Origin of the sequence: Solimonas marina (assembly GCF_012241385.1) — a bacterium.
Lineage (GTDB): Bacteria > Pseudomonadota > Gammaproteobacteria > Nevskiales > Nevskiaceae > Solimonas > Solimonas marina.
This window is the reverse complement of record NZ_JAAVXB010000008.1, coordinates 32121-53503: the sequence shown is the minus strand read 5'-3', so window position 1 is coordinate 53503 and position 21383 is coordinate 32121. Positions and strand designations below refer to the sequence as shown.

Annotated in this window: 16 protein-coding genes; 6 read left to right on the top strand and 10 right to left on the bottom strand. The window is 64.2% G+C overall.

What is annotated here, in order from left to right:
- Positions 1-9: 9 nt before the first annotated feature.
- The 5 genes from G7Y82_RS14100 to G7Y82_RS14080 form a co-directional block, all read right to left on the bottom strand.
- On the bottom strand, positions 10-2724 hold the full coding sequence (locus tag G7Y82_RS14100; RefSeq protein WP_240954309.1) for a nitrate reductase: 2715 nt from the start codon (positions 2722-2724) through the stop codon (positions 10-12).
- Between the two features lie 62 nt (positions 2725-2786).
- Positions 2787-4373: a nitrite reductase small subunit NirD gene (gene nirD / locus G7Y82_RS14095; RefSeq protein ID WP_168148777.1), complete on the bottom strand. Its 1587-nt coding sequence runs from the start codon at positions 4371-4373 to the stop codon at positions 2787-2789.
- Entirely contained in the window at positions 4373-6934 is a 2562-nt protein-coding gene (gene nirB, locus G7Y82_RS14090) for a nitrite reductase large subunit NirB (RefSeq protein ID WP_168148776.1), read from the bottom strand. The genes nirD and nirB overlap by 1 nt, the downstream gene beginning before the upstream one ends.
- 40 nt (positions 6935-6974) lie before the next feature.
- Entirely contained in the window at positions 6975-8339 is a 1365-nt protein-coding gene (locus G7Y82_RS14085; protein ID WP_206370719.1) for a NarK family nitrate/nitrite MFS transporter, read from the bottom strand.
- 317 nt (positions 8340-8656) lie between these two features.
- Positions 8657-9970, bottom strand: a complete 1314-nt coding sequence (locus G7Y82_RS14080) for an OmpA family protein (RefSeq protein ID WP_240954308.1) — start codon at positions 9968-9970, stop codon at positions 8657-8659.
- A 922-nt stretch (positions 9971-10892) separates the two neighbouring features.
- On the opposite strand from G7Y82_RS14080, the gene G7Y82_RS14075 reads away from it, so the two are divergent.
- From G7Y82_RS14075 to G7Y82_RS14050, 6 genes are all read left to right on the top strand, one after another.
- A complete protein-coding gene (locus G7Y82_RS14075; protein ID WP_168148774.1) occupies positions 10893-11948 on the top strand; it encodes a DUF3034 family protein in 1056 nt (351 codons plus the stop codon).
- A gap of 31 nt (positions 11949-11979) precedes the next feature.
- Complete coding sequence (locus G7Y82_RS14070; protein WP_168148773.1) at positions 11980-12453, top strand: group I truncated hemoglobin; 474 nt, start codon at positions 11980-11982, stop codon at positions 12451-12453.
- A gap of 230 nt (positions 12454-12683) precedes the next feature.
- Complete coding sequence (locus G7Y82_RS14065; protein ID WP_240954307.1) at positions 12684-13232, top strand: FMN-binding protein; 549 nt, start codon at positions 12684-12686, stop codon at positions 13230-13232.
- Between the two features lie 29 nt (positions 13233-13261).
- Entirely contained in the window at positions 13262-14116 is an 855-nt protein-coding gene (locus tag G7Y82_RS14060) for a PepSY domain-containing protein (protein ID WP_168148772.1), read from the top strand.
- Between the two features lie 74 nt (positions 14117-14190).
- Positions 14191-14475: an EF-hand domain-containing protein gene (locus G7Y82_RS14055; protein ID WP_168148771.1), complete on the top strand. Its 285-nt coding sequence runs from the start codon at positions 14191-14193 to the stop codon at positions 14473-14475.
- Positions 14476-14544: 69 nt separating this feature from the next.
- A complete protein-coding gene (locus G7Y82_RS14050) occupies positions 14545-15531 on the top strand; it encodes an FAD:protein FMN transferase (RefSeq protein ID WP_168148770.1) in 987 nt (328 codons plus the stop codon).
- A gap of 63 nt (positions 15532-15594) precedes the next feature.
- Here G7Y82_RS14050 and G7Y82_RS14045 read toward each other — a convergent pair whose 3' ends face one another.
- From G7Y82_RS14045 to G7Y82_RS14025, 5 genes are read right to left on the bottom strand one after another with little or no spacing between them, the layout of a single operon-like run.
- Positions 15595-15876, bottom strand: coding sequence for a hypothetical protein (locus tag G7Y82_RS14045; protein ID WP_168148769.1), 282 nt, complete (start codon positions 15874-15876; stop codon positions 15595-15597).
- Positions 15877-15923: 47 nt separating this feature from the next.
- Positions 15924-16619, bottom strand: coding sequence for a tetratricopeptide repeat protein (locus G7Y82_RS14040; protein ID WP_168148768.1), 696 nt, complete (start codon positions 16617-16619; stop codon positions 15924-15926).
- The gene (locus G7Y82_RS14035) at positions 16591-19449 is read right to left on the bottom strand and encodes a tetratricopeptide repeat protein (protein ID WP_168148767.1); all 2859 of its coding nucleotides are present in this window, start codon (positions 19447-19449) and stop codon (positions 16591-16593) included. The genes G7Y82_RS14040 and G7Y82_RS14035 overlap by 29 nt, the downstream gene beginning before the upstream one ends.
- Positions 19446-21119 carry an amino acid adenylation domain-containing protein gene (locus G7Y82_RS14030; RefSeq protein WP_168148766.1) on the bottom strand — a complete coding sequence of 558 codons (1674 nt, stop codon included), beginning with the start codon at positions 21117-21119 and terminating at the stop codon, positions 19446-19448. Before G7Y82_RS14030 ends, G7Y82_RS14035 begins: the two co-directional genes overlap by 4 nt.
- On the bottom strand, positions 21088-21288 hold the full coding sequence (locus tag G7Y82_RS14025) for a hypothetical protein (protein WP_168148765.1): 201 nt from the start codon (positions 21286-21288) through the stop codon (positions 21088-21090). Before G7Y82_RS14025 ends, G7Y82_RS14030 begins: the two co-directional genes overlap by 32 nt.
- Between the last annotated feature and the right edge of the window lie 95 nt (positions 21289-21383).

Genomic DNA, 21383 nt, shown 5'->3' with positions numbered 1-21383 from the left:
CTTCGCGATTCAGGATGATTCCTCGGCCAATGCGCAATCAGCCAACAGCCCGCGGATTTCCGGCACGCAAGAGCCGCAGTTGCCGCCGGCCTTGAGGCAGGCGGTAACCTCTTTGGGCGACTTGAGCGCGCGCTCGCGAATGGCGCGAACGATGGCGTTGCGGCCGACGCGGAAGCAAGAGCAGACCAGCGGGCCGTCGTCGGCGGCCGCGCCAACCGGTGCCCCGGCCAGCAGGCTGAGTCGATCGCGGCCGGTGATGCGGGCACGCTCAAAGCGTTCGGCGAGCCATTGTCGCGACGGCAGCGCCGATGACGGTGCGATGTACAGGCAGGCGTGCAAGCGTCCCTCTCTGAAAGCAGCGGCGTGATAGACACCGTTGGCTTCATCACGATACTCGATCCAATCCGGTGTCGCGTCGTCGATACCGAGCACCGCCCGGGCCCAGGCACCGCGATCGGCCACCGCGCCGCGGCCGGCAAACTCGTAGCGCTGTACGCCCGCCAGCTGCACCCGCGCCCACCACGCCAGCTGCGTCCGTTCGATGTCACCACGGGTGAACAGCACGCCACACCAATCAAAACCGAAGTCCTCGATGCGCGCCGGCGTGTGCTTGAATTCCGGCTCACCGGAAATCGGATCGACGACCGGATTGACCAGCGCGCCGACGCGGGCGTCGGACGCGAATTGATCGTTCCAGTGTATCGGCACGAAAATCTGCCCGCGGCGCAGCTCGGTGCGACAGCGCACGCGCGCCACCAGCGAACCCCACTCGGTGCTCACCCGCGCCAGCGCACCGTCGCGCACGCCCTGCGTGAGCGCATCGCCGGGATGCACGTCGACGAAGGGCTCCGGCAGGTGCGCGCCCAGGGTCGGCGCCGTGCCGGTGCGCGTCATCGTATGCCACTGATCGCGGACGCGGCCGGTGTTGAGAATCAGCGGAAACGCGGCGCTGACGGGGTGCGCCGGCCGTTGCGGCTCGGTCGCGACAAAGGCGGCGCGCCCGTCCGGCATCGGAAAGCGGCCATCGCCGAGCAGACGGTCGCTGCCCTGCCCTGGCTGCAGAACCGGCCAACGGATCGGCGCCAGCGCGTCATAGGCCGCCGCGCCAAGGCCGACCAGGCCGCGTAAATCGAACAGGCGCTCGCCGTCGTTCTCGAATGCCGACAGGCGCGCATGCTCGTCGAAGATTTCATGGGCGGAGGCGTATGTGAACGCGCCGGCATGTCCGAGCCGCTTGCCGACCTCGGCCAGCACCCACCAGTCCGGCTGCGCCTCGCCGGGCGCCGCCCGGAACGCGCGCTGCCGCGAGATACAGCGCTCGGAATTGGTAACCGTCCCGTCCTTCTCGCCCCAGGCCTGCGCCGGCAGCAACAGGTCGGCGTGACGCGAGGTATCGGTCGACGCGACGACGTCGGAGACGACGACGAAATCGCAGCGACGCAGCGCTTCGCGAACGCGATCGGCGTCCGGCAGGCTGACCACCGGATTGGTGGCGATGATCCACACCGCCTTGATGTGACCGGCGTGCATGGCGTCGAACAGGTCGACGGCCTTGAGGCCCGGCGTACTCGCCAGTCGCGGCGCGTTCCAGAAGCGCGAGACGCAATCGCGCTGTTGCGCGTCGCTGAATTCGAGATGGGCCGCCAGCGTGTTCGACAAACCACCGACTTCTCGACCGCCCATCGCATTCGGCTGCCCAGTCATCGAGAACGGCCCCGAACCGGGTTTGCCGACGCGGCCGGTGTACAGATGACAATTGATGATGGCGTTGACCTTGTCGGTGCCCTGGCGCGACTGATTGACGCCCTGCGAGAACAAGGTGACGGTCTTCTCGGTCTCGGCAAACCAGCGATAGAAGGTTTCGAGCTTGTCGCGCGTCAACTCGCAGCGCGCGGCCAACGCATCGAGATCGCCGGCTGTCGCCTGCGCACAGGCCAGCGCCGCATCGACGCCCTGCGTGTGCGCCTCGACGTAGTCGCGATCGCCGGCATCGTGCCGGGCCAACCACGCCAGCAGGCCGTTGAACAACGCGACGTCGCTGCCGGGCGCCAGCGGCAGATGCAGATCGGCCAGATCGCAGGTCGGGGTGTGCCGCGGATCGACGACGACGATGCGCATCTGCGGCCGCCGCTCCTTTTCGGCGACGATGCGCTGATACAGCACCGGATGACACCATGCCGTGTTCGAGCCGACCAGCACCACCAGATCGGCGAGTTCGAAGTCCTCATAACAGCCCGGCACGATGTCTTCGCCGAAGGCCCGCTTGTGTCCGGCCACCGCCGACGACATGCACAGCCGCGAGTTGGTATCGATGTTCGCCGAGCCGATGAAGCCCTTCATCAGCTTGTTGGCGACGTAATAGTCCTCGGTCAGCAACTGGCCCGAGACATAGAACGCGACGCTGTCCGGGCCGTGCTCGGCGATGGTCCGCGCGAAACGCGCCGCGACCTCATCCAGCGCCGCGTTCCAGTCGATGCGTTGCAATGCGTCCGGCGCCGCGCGATCGCGGCGCAGTGGATACAGCAAGCGCCCATCGAGGCCCAAGGTCTCGCCGAGCGCACTGCCCTTCACGCACAGGCGCCCGGCATTGGCCGGATGCTGCTCATCGCCGCGCACCGGCGTCTTCACACTGTCGACGCGCACACCGCAGCCGACGCCGCAGTACGGACAGGTCGTCAAGACCGGCGCGTTGGCCGCTCGCATCGCGGAACGTGAACGCGCCATTACCAACCGCCTCCGGCAGTACGTCGGAGGCGGTGTCTGGGTTTCCCGGTCATGCGGCGCACTCAGTCGCGCAAAGCGAACTCGCGTCCGAACAGCAGACGGTTTCGGATTGCGCCGATGTCTCGTCGCTCGCTGATCAGCTCGAAATACCACGAGCCGTCGCGCGCATCGCCGTAGAGCACCGCCCCCTCGATACGGTTGTCACGTATCACCAGCCGCTTGTAAATGCCGCGATGCGCGTCGTGCATGACCAGATCGTCGGATCCATCGCTTTGCTCGAAGTTGCCGGCCGAAAACACCTCGATGCCGGCAACCTTGAGCTGCGTCGCCAGCAGCGAACCGCCATAGCGCGTATGGCCGCGCTCGGCGAGTTGTGCGGCACAGACATGCGCCTGTCCCCACAGCGGATCGACCAGACCATAGGTGCGACCGCGGTGTTGTACGCACTCGCCGACCGCATAGACGCGCGGATCGAAGGTCTGCATGGTGTCGTTGACGAGCACGCCGCGATCGCAGCGCAACTCGGCGCTTTGCGCCAGCTCGATGTTGGGGCGGATGCCGACCGCCATCACCACCAGATCGGCGGCAATCTCAGGGCCGTCCTTGAGGCGGATGCCGCGCACGCGATCGTCGCCGACGATCGCCTCGGTCTGCGCGCCGAGCGCGATCGTCATGCCGCGGCTTTCGAGCTTCTGCTTGAGCAGGGTCGCCGCCGGCGCGTCGAGCTGACGCTCCATCAGGCGGTCCATCAAGTGCACGACGGTGACGTCCATGCCGCGCCGCGACAGACCGTGTGCGGCTTCAAGACCCAGCAGGCCACCGCCGATGACGACCGCGCGGCGGCTCTTTTGCGCCGCAGCGATCATCAACTCGACATCGTCGAGATCGCGGAAGGTGGTCACGCCGGGCAGTTCGCGTCCCGGCAGCGGCAGCACGACCGGATTCGAGCCGGTCGCCAGCAGCAGGCGGTCGTAGTGCGTCTGCTGCCCCGACTTCGAGCGCACGATGCGCCGCGGCCGGTCGATGGCGACCACCGGATCGCCCGGGTGAAAGACGATGCCGCGCTCGGCGTACCAGTCCGGCGGGTGCAGCATGATGTCGGCCGTGCGCTTTTCGCCGGACAACACCGGCGACAGCAGGATGCGGTTGTAATTGCCGTGCGTCTCGGCACCGAACACTTCGATGCGGTACAGATCCGGCGCCACGTCAAGCAACTCCTCGACCACGCGCATGCCGGCCATGCCGTTGCCGGCGACCACCAGTACCGGCTTTTCGCTGCGCGCCTTCGGCCCCGGCAGATAGGTGCGCAGCGGCTGCGGATCGACCCAGACCATGCCGTCGGAAACGCGTGCCGCATAGGCTTCGATGTTCCGCGTCGGATCCTCGAGGCAGCGACCGGTGGCCAGCGAGAAGTGCTGCTTGTAGATCGGCGACGCGACGACGCGCTCACCCTGCAGGTCGCCAATCAGGCCGCGCGCCAGCACATTGGCGCCGGAGAACGGATCGCGATTGGCAACGGCGTAGACGCGGTCGTCGACGCGCATGCGAAACACGGCGATCTGCCGTCCGTCGACCAGCGCAGCCACGCCGGTGTCCGGCACGATCTCGTCCAGTGCGCAGATCGGCCGCCAGGTCACAGGCGTGTTCATCACGTTTCCTCCGCGACGACGGGAATCTGCTTGAAGTGGCCGCGCTCTTCGTCGCGCGCCGGCCGGATCTGGCCGCGCTCCTCGATGAACAGCACATCCTCGTCGCGCGACTCGCTGTTGACGAAGGTACGGAAACGCTTGAGCGTCTGCGGGTCGTTGATCGCCGTCTTCCACTCGTCCTGGTAGGTGGCCACGATCAGCGCCATCTCCGCTTCGAGCTCCGCGCCGATGCCGAGACTGTCGTGAATGATCACGTCCTTGAGATAGTCGAGACCGCCTTCGAGGTTGTCGCGCCAGACGCTGGTGCGTTGCAGACGGTCGGCCGTGCGCACGTAGAACATCAGGAAACGATCGATGTAGCGGATCATCGTCTCGGTATCGAGATCGGACGCGATCAGCTCGGCGTGGCGAGGCTTCATGCCGCCGTTGCCGCAAACGTAGAGGTTCCAACCCTTTTCGGTGGCGATGATGCCGACGTCCTTGCCCTGCGCCTCGGCACATTCGCGCGTGCAGCCGGACACCGCGAACTTGAGCTTGTGCGGCGAGCGCAGGCCCTTGTAACGGCTTTCCAGGTCGATGGCGGCGCCCACCGAGTCCTGCACGCCATAGCGGCACCAGGTGCTGCCGACGCAGGACTTCACCGTGCGCAGCGCCTTGCCGTAGGCATGACCGGATTCGAAGCCGGCATCGATCAATTCCTTCCAGATCGCCGGCAGCTGATGAACCTCGGCACCGAACAGATCGATGCGCTGGCCGCCGGTAATCTTGGTGTACAAGCCGTACTTCTTGGCCACGGCGCCGATCGCGATCAGACCGTCCGGCGTGATCTCGCCGCCCGGCACGCGCGGCACCACCGAATACGTGCCGTTCTTCTGGATGTTCGCCAGATAGTAGTCGTTGGAATCCTGCAGGCTGGCGTGCTGCTGCTGCAGCACGAAGTCGTTCCAGCAGCTGGCGAGGATCGACGCCACGGTTGGCTTGCAGATATCGCAGCCCAGACCGCGTCCATGCTTGTGCAAGACCGCATCGAAACTTTCGAGCCGACCGACACGCACGAGGTGGTAGAGCTCCTGCCGCGAATACGGGAAGTGCTCGCAGAGGTGATTATTGACGGTGACGCCCTGACGCTTGAGTTCGGCCCGCAGCACCTGCGTCACCAGCGGCGCACATCCGCCACAGCTCGATGCCGCCTTGGTGTTCTTCTTCAGCGCCGCCAGCGTCGTCGCGCCAGAGGCGATCGAATCGCACAAGTCCTGCTTCGAGACGTTGTTGCACGAACAGATCTGTGCCGCCGCCGGCAGCGCGTCGACGCCGGCGCCGGCCGGCGCCGCGGCCGCACCACCGCCGAGCGGCAGGATTAGCGCCTCCGGCTGTTCGGGCAGGGCCAGCCCATTGAGCATCATCTGCAGCAGGTCGCCGTATTCGGTCGCGTCGCCAACCAGCACCGCACCGAGCAGGGTCTTGCGATCGGCGGAAATGACCAGCTTCTTGTAGACCTCGCGCAACTCGTCGCTGAAGTGATAAGCTAGCGCGCCGGGGACCGTCGCGTGCGCATCGCCGATCGACGCGACATCGACGCCCATCAGTTTGAGCTTGGTGCTCATGTCGGCACCGCGGAACTGCAGCTTGCCGTCGCCGGCAATGTGATCGGCCGCGACACGCGCCATGTCATAACCGGGCGCCACCAAGCCGTAGATGCGGCCGCTCCACAGCGCGCACTCACCGATCGCATAGATGTCCGGATCGGAGGTCCGGCAGGCGTCGTCGATGACGATGCCGCCACGCGGCCCGACCTCGAGACCGGCGCCGCGCGCGAGCTCGTCGCGCGGCCGGATACCCGCGGAGAACACGATCATGTCGGTCTGCAGCTCGCTGCCGTCGGCGAACTTCATCTTGTGCCGACCGCCGCCATTCGACGGGTCGCCGTCGACGATCTCCGTCGTGCTCTTCTGCGTGTGCACCGTCACGCCAAGACTTTCGATCTTGCGCCGCAGCAGACGGCCGCCGCCGTCGTCGACCTGCACCGCCATCAACCGCGGCGCGAACTCGACGACATGCGTCGTCAGCCCCAAATCCTTCAGCGCCTTGGCCGCTTCCAGGCCGAGCAGGCCGCCGCCGACGACCACACCGGTCTTGGCGCCGGCGGCGGCGTCGCGCATCGCCTCCAGATCCTCGATCGTGCGATAGACGAAGCAATTGGCGCGATCACGGCCGGGAATCGGCGGCACGAACGGAAACGAACCGGTGGCCAGTACCAGCTGGTCGTAATCGACCGTCTGGCCATCATCGAGGGCGACGGTCTTGGCGTCACGATCGATGGCCGTGACCTTCGCCGACAGGCGCAGGTCGATACCGTAGGCGTCGGCGAAATCCGGGCGCGCGAGCGACAAGTCGTCGGCACTCTTGCCGTTGAAAAAATCAGTCAGGTGAACACGGTCGTAAGCGGCGCGTGGCTCCTCGCCGAGCACGGTCAATTCGAGCTCGGCGCGATCGGCCAGCGACTCGACGAGCTTGTGCCCGACCATGCCGTGACCGACGACGACGATCTTGCGATGACTCATAAGGACAACCTCTTAATCTGAATTATTGTTTTTTGCTCTTTTAGCCGGTACCGCCGAGTGCAGCGCTCGGCTGGGGTTCGGCGGAGGCAGCAGACGCGCGCTGCGCGACCGCCTCTTGATAGAGCTTCTCCTCGCTGTCCTTGTGCTCCTTGGAGAAGCGCACGGCGATTGCACACAACGATGCGATGACAACGAAGCCACCAAGCAGTGCAAAGGTGTGCTGCACACTGCCGGTGCTCTTGAGCACGAAGCCGGCCGCTACCGCCCCGACATTGCCGCCGGCGCCGACGATGCCGGCGACACCACCCAATGACTTTCGATCGATGAACGGCACCAGGGCGTAGGTCGAGCCGCAGGCCATGTGCGTGCACAAGCCAAACGACACCATTGCGACCACCGCCATCGTCGCGGTATCCGTGGTCGAGAACCAAAGCAGGCCAATGCCCTCACCGAGCATCAGCACGAACAACAACAGCGCGCGCGCATCGAGACCTTTGATGCGGGCGACCCGATCGGAAATGATGCCGCCGATCGCACGGGCAAACAGCGCGAGTAGACCGAAAGATCCGGCGGCCATCCCGGCGTGCTCGAGGTCGAGACCGTAGCGATCGACGTAGTAGCTGGCGGCGACGCCGTGGACGAACAGCTCGATGCCGAAGCAGCAGCCATAAGTAACGAACAGCATCCACACGCGGTAGTTCGACGCCGCCGTGCGGAACACCTGCCAACCACTGGCCTTGCCGCTGTCGAGTTCGACGCCCTGCGCGCGCAAGTCCTTGTAGTTGCCGAGCGGGCAATCCTGCGTGTAGCGCCAGTACAACCAGGCGGTGATCAGCATCGCGACGCCCGGCACCAGCATCGCCAGGCGCCAGCCGAACGCTTCTCCGACACCGAAGCCGACGATCAGCGTAAACACCATCGGCATCACCGACTGCGTGACACCGCCACCGGAATTACCCCAGCCGGCGGTCGCCGCATTGGCGGTGCCGACGACGTTCGGCGCGAACATCACCGACGTGTGGTACTGCGTGATGACGAAGCTGGCACCAACGATGCCGATCAAAAGACGCAGGATCAGAAAGCCGGTGTAGCTGTGCACGAGCGCAATGCCCATCACCGGCAGCGCGCCCAGGCCGAGCAGACAGGTGTAGACGAGGCGCGGACCATAGCGGTCACACAGCGGACCGATCAGCAAGCGGCCAAAGATTGTCGCGGCCACGGCCGCAATCGTGATGTTGGCAATCTGGTCTTTGCTGAGACCAAACTCACCCTTGATCACCGGCATCAGCGGCGCAGCCGCGAACCAGGCGAAAAAGCAGATGAAGAAGGCAAACCAGCTGAGATGAAACGCACGCATTTGAGGCGTGCGCAAACTGAAGAGATTGATCTTCGTGGCCTTGGACATACCCGAGCTCCAGACGAATGAATACCGTCGTGAAAGCGGGCGTCTTTGACCGCAAGAAAACCTCCGGATCGTCTCTGACTCCGGCAGGTTGCAATAATTCAGGCAAGCAGCATGCCATTTCGGGGCACGCAAGATGTCGACTTTTAAAACTATTTTGCGGTCAGTAACCGCGACTTATGAACGAGAAATGACACTGCTCACGCTAATGCACCAACGGCGCGCACCTTTGAGCACCGCTGGCATGCAATGCAATGCACCAGCACGCAGCAGGCCCGCCCGATGATGTGCAATCACCGGGCGAGCCTGCCAGCGGGGTCCTACTTCACGACGATCTTGCCAGTCATGCTCGGATGGATCGCGCAGGAGTACGGATATTCACCCGGCTGATCGAAAGTCCTCGCCCAGCTCGCACCCAGCGCCAGGCGCGGGCTCTTCTGGCCATCTGCAAAACTGACGATGTGGTTCGACGCGTCATTGTTGGTGAAGGTCACCGTCGTTCCCGCCGCGACTGTCAGCATCTGCGGACCAAACGCGAAGTTGTCGATCGACACCGTTGATCCGCTGGCTGCCGCTGCAGGCGCCGGCTCGGCCATCGGTGCCGGGGCGGCCGGCATCGCGCTCGAGGTTTCGTCGTCGCCATAGGTTTCTGTCGCCTTGCCCTCCTGCTCTACCTGCACTGCGCCATCACTGGACTCGGTGACCTTCAGCTCGACGCGACGATTCAGTTCACGACCTTCGTCGGTGCCGTTGTCCGCGATCGGCATGGTCTCGCCATAGCCCTTGGAGCTCAGGCGATCACCGGCGATACCTTTGCTGATCAGATAGTCGCGTACCGACTTCGCACGACGGTCCGACAACTTCATGTTGTACGCATCGGAACCCTTGCTATCGGTATGGCCTTCGACTTCGACCTTGATGTCCGGACGCTTGGTCAGTGCATCGGCGACCTGGTCCAGCAAGGTCTTGGCATTGACCGTCAGGCTCGACTTGTCGAAGTCGAAATTGACGCCTCGCAAGACGACGGTATCGCCCTTCTTGCAACCGCTGAAGTCGACACCGTTCGTACCATTCATCGTGCACGGCGGAGGCGGCGGGGGCGGTGGCGGCGGCGGCGGTGGCGCAGGGACGACACGCACCGGCTCGGGCACATCATGGACGACCGGTTCGCGATGCGGGCCGAGCGGAATACGCAGGCCGAGATTGAACACCGGTTCTTTGATATCCCAATCGGTCTTGGCCTGCAGCAATGCTTCCGCGCGCACGGCGAAGCCATTGTGGCCCAGCGGCACGTCCCAACCCAGGCCTGCGTGGTAATACGCGTCCTTGGTCTTCATCACATCCGCGTGCAGGAATGGGCCGCCGAAGACACTGTCGAACAAGCGCATGTTGGCGCCGAAGCCGCCGCCGGCAACAGTGTCGCTGCCGTAACTGCAGTTCGCCAGGCTCAGCAGGCCGCAACGATAGGTATCGTCGTTGTCCTTGTACTTCAGATAGGTGCCGACCAGCTCGACCTCAAGCTTGTTCGACAGTTTCCATCCGGCGCCCAGCGTCCCACCCCAGGCGTCCTTCTGATGACGGTCGTCGTCGGCGATCGAGTAAGACGCCATCGGCGCGACATAGGTGTCATCCAACCACCCATCGGCGTGCGCCGCAGCGCTCGCCAAGGCCGACACCGCCAGAAGCGGGATCAGGCAGATACGAAAACCACTTCCAGCCCTTTTCATAACATCCCCTTGTTGCTTTTGATGACTCCGAATCCAGCAGCGCCAGATGACTTCCACCTTCAGCCGGATGACGACCAAAAAAAAATCCACGCACCCCTTTCGGGATGCGTGGACTTCTTTGTCCGGTCGGCGCTGTTGCCTAGAGCAGCGAGACTGCTCTTTCCACGAATAATAAGGAGCAATGCATGTGCCATGCAAACCCAGACATCATGGCTGTCGACCTTATATATAAGGAGTGCGACGCGATGCATGACGAAATTCCATGTCGTTCATATTGAGCACCACGCACTGTCGCCGAGCTGACGATCAACACGTCTCGCACAAATAACGATCACCGATCACGCTTATGGATCATCACGCCGCTCCATGATGGTTCGCAGCGCATCGCGGGTGCCGACACGATTCCCAGGATCGCCGGGCATTGCACGCCACGCCCCATGGCAATACGAGGTCAGCTCGAAACCGCTTCAGGTGGTGATTTGCCTACATCAACAGCATAGTAGCCAGCACCACACACAGATCAAACTGGCGCGCTTTGACGCACACCGAACGTCGGCTTGCAAACATTGGCACATGCTTTGCACGACTAATTGCAGACGCGAAGGACTCGCGTCTTAGGCGCGTCAAGGGAATCGGGCAAAGCCGCTCGAATCCAAACAAGGGACACCGACGTCCACGCATGAGGCTAAACCAGCCGACTTGCGTGGACGTTTTTTTTTGCTTCGGTGTTTGGTGGCTTGGCCCAGAAATCACAAAAACCGCCTGCAGCGGATTGGACTTCAAGGGCTTCACGCATTCCATATCTAGCAATACTAAGGAGTTGGGGCAGATGAAACGGGTACGAGTGAACGGCTTGCGCATTTTCCAGTGCGCGGCAATCTTGGTGGCCGGGCTCGCGAGCAGTTCCGCATGGGCCGGCTGGTACAACAATGGCAAGGTCCTGCTGACCGGCGGTGTGTTCACCGTCGATGGCGCCGGCGGTGGTGGCGCTGTGCCGTGGGCCACGATCAGTGGCTACGAAACGCGGGACGGCATCAACGGCAGCGCCGGCTTCACCTACGTGAACCTGCCCGCCCTCCAGGTGTCGTTCTACGGCGTCAACGTCGGCTTCTACGACCGCCTCGAGCTTTCGTACGTCGATAGCCGGCTGTCGCTGAACCTGCCAAACCTGCAAACGGTGGCGCTGGTGCTCGACGCCGTCGACCTTGGCGACAGCGTCGGCACCGATGTCTGGAACTCGACGCTGCCGATGCAGACCTATGGTGTGAAACTGCGCCTGTTCGGTGACGCGGTCTACACCTCGGACAGTTGGATTCCGCAGGTTTCGATCGGCGGTCTATATAAGGTCAACGGCAACAAGGAGCTGGTAAAAACACTGGGCGCCGACAAGACCAAGGACTACGAGATCTACCTGGCCGCGACCAAGATTCTGTTCCCGCTGAGCACGCTGGTCAACGTCACGGCGCGTTACACCAGCGCCAACGAGGACGGCCTGACCGGCTTCGGTTATTGCCACAACAACGGTCTGGGCACCGGCGACTGCAAGAACAAGCGCAAGGTCCGGGCGGAGGTTTCGATCGCGCATCTGGTCGCGAAGAACACCGCGATCGGCGGCGAGTGGCAGCAGCACGGCAACAACACCGGTGGCCAGAGCATCAACATCAACGGTCTGAACCTGACGACGATCACCAACGTCCTGTCGAACCTCGGGCTCGACCTCGGCGATTCGCTGAAGCAGAAGAACGAAGGCGACTGGTATGACCTGTTCATGGCTTATGCCCCGAACAAGCACATCTCGTTCACGGTGGCCTATCTGATGTTCGGCAACATTTCGGTCGCGCCGGACCAGAACGGCTTCTACTTCTCGACGCATCTGACGTTCTGATCCCGCTTCCAGGGATCAAGGAGATATCGACATGAAACGCAGCAAGATTTCTCTCGCCATCGCCGCCGGTGCGACGATGCTGGCCGCCGCGGCGACGCAGCCGGCCTTCGCCGGCGAAACAAAGACGAAGCCGATTCTCGGCATCCCGAGCTCGGCGGTCGCCGACTTCGGCGGCGTCGACGGCATCCACAACTGGGTCGAGTCGTTGTTCTACTACATCATGCTCGACAACCGCATCAACTACATCTTCAAGGAGTTCGGCAACGCCGACCGTCAGATCGCGCTGAACACGCAGCTCGAGACGATGGTGCTCGGTGGTCCGAACAACTATCAGGGTGCGAGCATGAGTGCGGCCCACGCCGATCTCGGCATCACGATGACGCAGTTCAACGCGGTGGTCGAAGCGGCCTACAACGCCTGCGAGCGCAACGACATTCCCTACTACTCGTGCAATGACCTGATTGCCGCGCTGGCCCCGTTCACGCGCGTGATCGTGACGAAGTAAATCGCTCACAGCCACCTGCTCAGCAATGGGCTTCACACGTCGTCGGCCAGCGATACCGGAGCGATCCGGTGTCGCTGGCGGCGACATTCGAATTCAAATCCTGCCTTCACATTGCCGGAATCGTCGTGACAATTAAGAAAGCACCGCATAGCGACGCGCATCTCGATACTCGCGTCACCCTCTCCCGTCTGCATCAAGTCGCGACTGACGATGCAGCCCCGAATTCCCCTTTGCGTCGCTCGGCACTCAAGGCGCTGCTGGCACTCCCCATCGTCGGCTTGGCTGCACGCAAGGCTCGCGCCGACGACTACAGCGTCGACTTGTACAAGACGTTTCAGACGCCACAGGCGTTCATCTCCGAAGTTTTTGCGCCGGATCCAGCGCCGGCCCCGTCGATGTTGATGCTCGACGGCGCCAAACAATCGCAGGTCTCTGCAATCCTCGGCCACCCATATCCGCAGGCACGCCTGCGCTACTGGAAAGCTGGCGGACGCAGCGCCTGGATCTTCGACGACGTCGGCAAGGATGGTTACGTGCCGACCACCTGCGGTTTCGTCGTATCTGGCGGCAGCATCGAACACGCGCGCGTGCTGATCTATCGCGAATCGCGTGGCGAACAAGTCGGTGAGCCGTCGTTCCTGCGCCAGCTGATTGGTGCCAAGGCTGCCGGCAACGGCCTCGACAAGCCGGTCGACAATATCTCCGGTGCGACGCTGTCGGTGAAAATGATGCAGCGCATGGCGCGTGCCGCCATCGCCTTCGATGCCATGGCGACATGAGCATCGGCAGCTCCACGATACGCGAAGCGATGAGCACGCAAACGCCAGCCCGGCGGCGTCTCCTGCCGCAACTTGCTGCGTGGCGACGCGTTCCGCCGAGCGGCGCGCAGCGCCCGAAGCGCAACATCATCATGTTGCTGCGCGAGTGGCACTCGCGCGCCGGCTTGCTTGCCTTTGCGTTTTTGCTATGGCTGGCAGTCACCGGCATTCTGCTGACGCGCAGCGTCGATCTCGGCCTGGACACTGCCCGTGTCGACTGGCCATGGCTGACGCAACTGTATGGCCTGCATGCAGCGCCTCCGGACAGTGGCTTTTCGGCTGGCGGGCACTGGCTCGCACAGACCAACGACTACACCTTGATCGACGGCAAGCCTTTGCCGAGTGCCGTGACCGCGCCGCTGGGCCTGGTCTTCGGTGGCACACCGGACATGCCGATTCTGTATATCGCATCGCCCGACAGCGTCGTGCTCGTGACGCCGGACGGACAGCGCGTAGACAAGTTGATGCCGCCGATCCTGCCGGTATCGTCGGTTCGGCGTATCGGCACGCTCAAGTCCGACCCTCACACCATCGCCGTCCAGGATCTCGACGCCTACCAGAGCGCCGACGAAGGCAATACCTGGACGCCGGTCTCGCCGACCGACGTCGACTGGTCACAAGCACGCGCGCTGCCAGCTGCGCAGCAACAGGCAGCGCTGCCCTATTCCAAGCCACGCATCATCGTCGAGCAGGTGCTCATCGACCTGCACACCGGCCGCCTGTTCGGCCCGATCGGCGCGTGGATCATCACCATCATCGGCTTTGTCGCGATCGTGCTCGCCATCAGCGGGATCTGGATGTGGTGGCGCATCCGCCAGAATCGCAAGCGGCTGACGTCGCGATAAAGGGCAACCATGGATCGGTTGTCGAAGTTGATTGCTGTCGTTCCATCAACGTCGTAGTGCCAGGGAGATGTGAGATGAAGATGTATTCGATCGTTGCCGTATCCGCGCTGCTTTTCAGTGTGTCCGCCTTTGCGCAATCAATGCCGGGCGGCCACGACGACAAGACCGTCGGCTTCGGCAAATATGGGGCGCCGGACATGGCCCCCAAGAATCAGGAGTGGGTCGACAAGAACCACGACGGCATCATCCAGAAAGACGAAGTGACGCCGGGCTCGCAGCTCGCCAGACGCTTCGACACGCGCGACACCAATCACGACGGTCAGCTGACGTCCGACGAGTACTACATGCCGCCGCAATAAACGCGCGGCATCCTTTTCGGGAGCGGCCCCCGCCGCTCCCGCCTCCATTGACAAGGAAAGGCTCGAGCCATGGGATGGCTACGCAGGCCGACGCCATTGCAGCGTCGCTTCATGGCGATGGGCACGTTTGTCACCGCGACGGTGATCGTCGAACCCCGCGGTCGCGTCGCAGCGGATTCAGCCCTGGCGGTCGTCGAAAGCGAGTTGCTGTCGTTCGGGCACGATGCCTGGGCCTGGGGTGCAGGGTCACTGGCAACATTCAATCGTCGCCTCGCCGCTGGCCAGCGTGCGGAAATTCCCAAGCATCTGAAGCCGCTGTTCGATCGGGCATGGAATATCCACCGCCTGAGTGGCGGCCGCTTCGAACCGCGCATCGCCTCACTGGTTCGGCTCTGGGGCTTCGACGACATGACCAGATTGCGTGACGAACCGCCGCCACAGATCGAGATCGACGCCTTGTTCGCCTCGCTGCGAATCGCACCGGACTACGATGGCAGCGACCATTACGGTCCGGCGCGCAACGTTGGCTGGGACTTCGGCGGCATCGGCAAGGGCTATATCGTCGACCGCGCGCTGACGTCGCTGAAGCGCATGGGCTACGAAAACGCCAGCATCGACGCCGGCGGCAACCTCGCGGTGCGCGGCGTCCGCAATGAACGGCCGTGGCGCGTCGGCATCCGCGATCCGCGCGAATCGGCCATTCCCCGCTTGCTCGCAACGCTGGACGCCACGGATGAGGCGGTCATTACGCATGGCGATGATCAGCGCTATTTCGAGTATGGGGGCAAGCGCTATTCTCACCTGCTCGACCCGCGCACAGGCTGGCCGGTACAAGGGCTGCGTAGCCTGACCGTCGTGCATCCCGACGCGGCGATTGCCGACGCCGCTGGCGGCGCGCTGTTCGTCGCCGGCCCCCAAGCCTGGCGCGAACTTGCTGCGCGCATGAAGATCGATCAGGTCCTGGTTTTGACCGAACACGACGAGCTGATCGCCACTCCGGCACTGGCTGCGCGACTCAGGCCGCAGGACGGCAGCCAGCTACGCATCGCTGCGTAGTGCATGTTCTTCACGTTTCTATTTTTCTGACTTTTCTGATTCCAGGATTTTGCTTGGCGGCAATCAGAACTTCGGCTCCAATCGCACACGACGATACGCGGCATTGTCGTCTTCACGCTGGATACGCGCGGCGAACGTCGTGGGATCGACCGGCTTGTTTGCCAGCTCGAAGTGCAACGGCGGCCGATCGATGTCACTCGGCGCTTCGTCCTTCCACGGCAAAAGATACAGCCCAACTGCCGAGTCACGGTCACCGATCAGCGTGGTCCCGACCTCGGCCGCCGGCTTCGTGGCCTTCGCCGCCGCTGGGTCCGCCAGCGCCGCGACGCTGGCCAGCAGCGACATCACCGCCAGCACTGTCGCCGACCCCGACTTGATGCAACGACGGCGTATCACTGAATCACCTGCTCGGTCGCAGAAGCCGTCATCGATCGCGATGGCGACGGCAAGTGATCTTCGATCTGATGGACCCAGACTTCGACCATCGGCTGATCCTGATCACCGGCGATTTTCTGGTAGGCGCGATATTCGTCGACGGCATCCTGCGGCCGATGCAACGATTCGTCGTAAAGGATGGCCAGATTCAAATGCGGTGCGGCGTAGTCCGACCGCGCGCGAGCGGCAAGCTGGTAATACCGCTCGGCATCGCGATAACGCCCCTGCTCGCGGCTCAGCACGCCCAGCCAGTTCAACGCGATCGCATTGTTCGGCTTGGCCTTGATCGCACGGCGGAAGGCGTCGACCGCAGCGCTGCGCTTCTTCTGCTTGACGTAAAGGATGCCGAGATTCGTCAACGGCCCCGAATACTGCGGAAAATCCTCACCGAGCAATTGCAACGCGGTTTCAGCTTCGGCGTAACGCCCGTCATTCATCAGCTTCAGTGCCCCGTCGAAGCGGGCCTGCGCGTCATCCTGCGGATCGCGCGCCGAGCGTGCGACCGCAACCGATGGCACGGCTTGCGCCGTCGGCGCCGGTCGTCCCGATGAGGGACCGTCCACCGTCGAACATGCAGCCAGCACCATGGCCAGCACGCTCGTGGCCAGCGTCGTCCGTGCTGCGCTATTGCAGTGCGTCGTATCGATCATCATGCATCTCATTCTTGCCATATCGCGCCGGGGCCAGCGCCGTCAGCGCCGTAGCGCTCCGGGAGGTCCACTCGTTCCAGATACCTTGCTGAACCCGATTCAAGTTCGCCGAATACGCATCGATCGCTTTTTGATCGAAGGGATCCGCCTGCTCCTCGAGCAGAATTTGATACTGCTCGAGTGCGGTGCCCTGCAGGTTCTGTGGCCGTTGCGAGTCGAGCAGTGCGCGACTGAAATCGCGGTAGACGTTGCCGATCTCATAGGCCGCGGCCGTGGTGATATCCGCATCGTCGCTCTGCGCCGCGCGCATCAACGAATCGATGGCGGCCTGCATGGCCTGCTTGCGCTGCGGCAAGCTGCGCTTGAGCGGCATCGTCAGCGTGGTGCGGCGCGCCGCGTCAGCATCGAGACGACCGATCTCCAGCTCGGCTTGGGCAGCCATCTGCTGCGACTGCGATGTCCGGTGCGTGCCGGCACCGGCATCGGTGGCGACGATCGATGCCAGCCATTGTCGATAGGCCGCCTCGTCGCCGAGCGTATCGCGCTCCAGATCGGCGAGCCGCCGCCGTGCCTGAAGATCATGCGAAAAATCGGTCCGCACCTCACCGCCGATCGCGTATTGATAAGCGCTCACGGCCGCGCGGCTCATCTGCGCATCGTCGTAAAACGTCGCCGACTTCCATGCGGCTTCACTGCGCACCGCCGCGCTCTCGCTGTCGCGACGCGCAATGCGCGCGTAGACGTCGGCGGCAAACGACGGCTTGCGATCCTGCTCATACGCGTACGCCAACTTTTTGTCAGCATCGGCCGCCAACGTGTGCTGCGGATAACGTGCGCGGAAGCTCTCCAGTGAGCGCTCGGCCGACGGCCAGTCCTTCAGCGCCATCAGCGCCGCCGCCGCATCGTAATCGGCCTGCACCCGAATCTTCGCGTCGGGCACCAGCGTGCCGACCCGTGCGAACGCCTCGGCGGCACTGCGCAGCTTGCCCGCGTCGCGCGCGGCCTCTCCCTGACGGTAGACCGCAACCGCGAGATTTTCGCCGGTGCCATCGCGCTGCTCGGCGCCGGCCGGCAATGCGTGCAGCAAGGCGGTGTAGGCCTGCTCCGCCGCAGCGTAGTCGTGGCGCGCAAACTGGGCGTTGGCGACAACGCCGAGCAGCTCGCAACGCTGTGCGTCACTGGGCGGTGCCGCGCGCTCATCGAGGACCCGCTGCGCAACGACAATGGCCTGCGCATCGTCATGCGACTCGTAGAGATCTTCGGCTGCGCGCGTCAGCACCGCGGTACGCCGCGGATGTGCTGGAAACTGCTGCGCCAGGTGCAGGCTCGACGCCACGGACCGCTTCAACACCTCGGGCCGCCGCGCGGCATCGACCTCATGCGCCTGCCGTTGATATGCCTGTACTGCCGCGTACGCCGCTTCCGCCGCGCGCGGATTGGTCGGCCCATAGGCGACCTGTTCGTAGGCCTGCGCCGCCGACTCGGTCTGGCCGCCATCGAACAGGGCATCGGCGTAGTGCATCGCGATATCGGCCGACGGCGCATCCGGCGGATCGAGCGCGAGGCGTTGACGATACCAGTCGGCCGCAGCCAGGAACGCCGGTGCACGCTGGACATCGCCGACCGGCAATTGCTGTGCCCGCGCCTGCTGTGTTTCGCCAAGATCCTCGAGATCGTCACGCAGGTGCGCGATCACGACCTGTGGCGGCGCCTGCCCATGCCAGTACGGCGCGCCCGGCGCGTAGCGCTGCGCATACTGTCGCTTGGCGTCGAGCAAGGGCTCGTCGAAACCACCTGCCGCGAGCGCTTCGATCGCGTACTGTTGAAAGCGTGGATCGATGCGATCGTCCGGATGGCGGTCGACGTAGGCGGTGTAAACCTGAGCGGCGTCGGTATAGCGACGTTTGTCGAGCAGCGCCGTTCCGAGCGAGCGATACAGCAACGGCGCGAAGCGTGGCTCGCCGTGCTCTGCAAAGTAGCGATTCATCGCCGGACCGCCCCCCATCGCGGCGAACGCCAGCCCACTGACGCGCAAAGCGTCGCCGGCGAACTCTGCCTTGCTGCGCGGCACGGTCGCGATCGCCTGCTGTGCATCGTCACTCACCGAACCCGGCGGCAGGTCGGCGTCGAGCAACGCCACGAACACCGCCGCCGCATCGGCATGGCGATCCTGCTGATAGAGACTCCAGCCCAGCTTGTATTGCGCTGGCGCGTAGTACGGCGTATCCGTGCCCATCGCCAGCACCTGGCGGTACAGCGGCTCGGCCTCGGCATAGCGATGGCGGACATACAACAGTTCGGCGGCGCGAAAACTCGCGTCGCCAGCCAGTGCCGACTGTGGATATTGCTGCCCCAGCTCCTGCAGACGCGCGATCGCCTGCGTGTCGTCGCCGAGCAACTGTTGGGCGCGGGCCAGCTGATACAACGCCAGGTCGTTGGCCGGATCGTGCGCTTGCGCCTGTAGCAAGCGTTGATAGATCGTCACCGCTTCACGGAGCTTGGGCGCATCGATCTTGCCACTGCCGTCGTCGGCAAGCTCGATGCGCAGATAAGCGGCGCGACGCATGGCTTCGGCTCGCAGTTGCGGATCAGCGCTGTCGAGCGCCATCACCCGGTCGTAGTAGGCCATGGCCTGCTGCGGGTCAGGCGTCACCGGCGGCGACTTTTCGATGCGCAGGATGTCCGGCGTCTTGACGATGAAGTGACCGCTCTCGCGCAGACCATTGTTCTTCGTCAGCGTGCCGACGGTCGGCGCATCGGCGGCATGCGCGACCGTCATCACCACGACCGGCGCACACAGCACCAATGCACGATGCCAGTGGCGTGCGCTCACGAGCCATCCCCATGTGGCGCGCGATCGTAAAGACGCGCGATGGCGAACTCGGCTTCGGCCAGATAGACCGACGTCTGCCGATCGAGCCGCGCCAGCTCGTCGTGCATCGCCGCGCGCGCCTGAGCGGCGCTTGCATCGCGCGCCATTGCGACCCGCCGACGCAAGGCCGAAATGCGAGCGCGAAGATCGGCGCCGCTGGCATCGAGCCGGTCCTCATCAGCAGACAGCACGCGATCGATTTCCTGCAACTGCCGGTAATCGTGCAATGCCGCCGCAACGGCGGGCGCATCGATCAAGCTGCGCACCGGCACCGCAAGCTGGTCGTCCCTGCGTTCGACGAGTTGGCGCGACCAGCCACTGCGCGCATCGGCATCACGCGCATCGACGTCACCCAGTTCTCGGCCACCGTCGACATCCGCGGCAGCTTGCTTGAGCGTCGTCCGCGCCGCCTCGAGCTTCTGCACCGCCCGGCTGTAATAGTCGAGCGCCTGGCGATGCGCCCCGACGTGATCCAGCGCATAGGGCACGACCAGCATGCCTTCCTGCACCGCAGGGTCCAGCGGGTCACGACCGATCAGTTCCACCCAAGGCACCAGCGCGGCACGCACGTCGTCGGCATGGGCACCCTCAGCGACGGCCTGCAGGTAGCGAAACGGCGATGCGCGGCGCGCCTGCGCCACGGCATCGGCGCCGCTCGGTCGCAGCGGAATATCGGCAGCGGCAACCAGACCGCGATGCGGCACGAGATAAGTCCAGCCGAGGCCCAGCAACGCGGCATTCGAATACGGTCCGGGACTGCGCACCGCGCGAAACGCCGTCGTCGCCTCGTCGTGCTGTCCGGCCCGCAGGGCGCGGTAGCCGCGTGTCACGTTGGCGAGATCCTTGACGGACAAGCCGACATCGCGCACCGCGCTGCCGTCGGCGACCTGTTTGAGGCCGGCATCGACGTCACCGCCAGCGGCCAACACCGCATTGAACTGCGACAACAACGGTACGGTTGGCGCGTCGGCCGCCACCAGCCCCAGAGCCGCGCGTGCCGCCTGCACGCGCAGCGGATCGACGCCCGGCGCCAGCGCATAGCGCACGGCGGCGGCAAACGGCTCGCCACCGGCAAGCAGCGTATCGGCCTCACGGGCCAGCGCGTCGCTGCCGACGCTCGCCAGCGCCAGATCGGCATGGTGCAGCAGGCCGCCGCCGCCGATGACCAGCATTTGCGCGACACCGGCGCCGCCGACCAGTGAACGGTCGAGCTGGGCGACGATCAACTGATGTTGCAGCTGGCCATCGTCCTGGCTGGCGCGAAATTCGGCGACCAGATGATGCGCGGCGCCGTCGCCCGGCAGCACGGCCAGGCGCCACAGACCGCCGGCGTTGAGCGCGCGGGCCTGCGCCTCGCTGAACTGATACCGCACGACCGGCTGCCGATCGATCCACACGCGGACATCGCGCAGAACAGCACCCTTGAGCGTCGAGCCGACATACAGCGCCGGGCGCTCGGGGACCGACGCTTGCTGTGACGCAACCGCAAGCTCGAGGGCGTCCGCGGTGATCGACGGCAACGAATCAGCCGCCGACGCCGACGCGCTGACCAGCCACGCAACGACAGCCAGCGTGAGGATGCGGCATCGGTAACCGGCGCTATGGAGACGAATTTGACGCGATGCTGGCATGTGGTTCGGCAGCTTGGGCAGAACGTTCGGCACGCGGCGCATGGCGACGCATGCGCAGCACATCACTCAACGCAGAAAGAAAAAAAAAGACGACGAAGGCCGCAGCGCAGATAACGATGATCTGCACGGCCGGATCGATGAAGGGGAACAAGATGACGTCCGATGACATACGACCACTCCTGGCAAATGCTGGGAAAGTCGCGGACGTCATTGGCCGCTGTGAGGCCCGGGCCTTCGGCGGCCCGGTATGCGGATGCCCGAGAA

Excerpts from the sequence above, each read along its gene's own strand:
- nirB (WP_168148776.1), bottom strand. The coding sequence starts at position 6,934 with ATGAGTCATCGCAAGATCGTCGTCGTCGGTCACGGCATGGTCGGGCAC.
- G7Y82_RS14050 (WP_168148770.1), top strand. The coding sequence starts at position 14,545 with ATGGGATGGCTACGCAGGCCGACGCCATTGCAGCGTCGCTTCATGGCG.
- G7Y82_RS14070 (WP_168148773.1), top strand. The coding sequence starts at position 11,980 with ATGAAACGCAGCAAGATTTCTCTCGCCATCGCCGCCGGTGCGACGATG.
- G7Y82_RS14025 (WP_168148765.1), bottom strand. The coding sequence starts at position 21,288 with ATGTCATCGGACGTCATCTTGTTCCCCTTCATCGATCCGGCCGTGCAG.
- nirD (WP_168148777.1), bottom strand. The coding sequence starts at position 4,373 with ATGAACACGCCTGTGACCTGGCGGCCGATCTGCGCACTGGACGAGATC.
- G7Y82_RS14055 (WP_168148771.1), top strand. The coding sequence starts at position 14,191 with ATGAAGATGTATTCGATCGTTGCCGTATCCGCGCTGCTTTTCAGTGTG.
- G7Y82_RS14030 (WP_168148766.1), bottom strand. The coding sequence starts at position 21,119 with ATGCCAGCATCGCGTCAAATTCGTCTCCATAGCGCCGGTTACCGATGC.
- G7Y82_RS14085 (WP_206370719.1), bottom strand. The coding sequence starts at position 8,339 with ATGTCCAAGGCCACGAAGATCAATCTCTTCAGTTTGCGCACGCCTCAA.
- G7Y82_RS14075 (WP_168148774.1), top strand. The coding sequence starts at position 10,893 with ATGAAACGGGTACGAGTGAACGGCTTGCGCATTTTCCAGTGCGCGGCA.
- G7Y82_RS14040 (WP_168148768.1), bottom strand. The coding sequence starts at position 16,619 with ATGATGATCGATACGACGCACTGCAATAGCGCAGCACGGACGACGCTG.
- G7Y82_RS14060 (WP_168148772.1), top strand. The coding sequence starts at position 13,262 with ATGAGCACGCAAACGCCAGCCCGGCGGCGTCTCCTGCCGCAACTTGCT.
- G7Y82_RS14045 (WP_168148769.1), bottom strand. The coding sequence starts at position 15,876 with ATGTCGCTGCTGGCCAGCGTCGCGGCGCTGGCGGACCCAGCGGCGGCG.
- G7Y82_RS14100 (WP_240954309.1), bottom strand. The coding sequence starts at position 2,724 with ATGGCGCGTTCACGTTCCGCGATGCGAGCGGCCAACGCGCCGGTCTTG.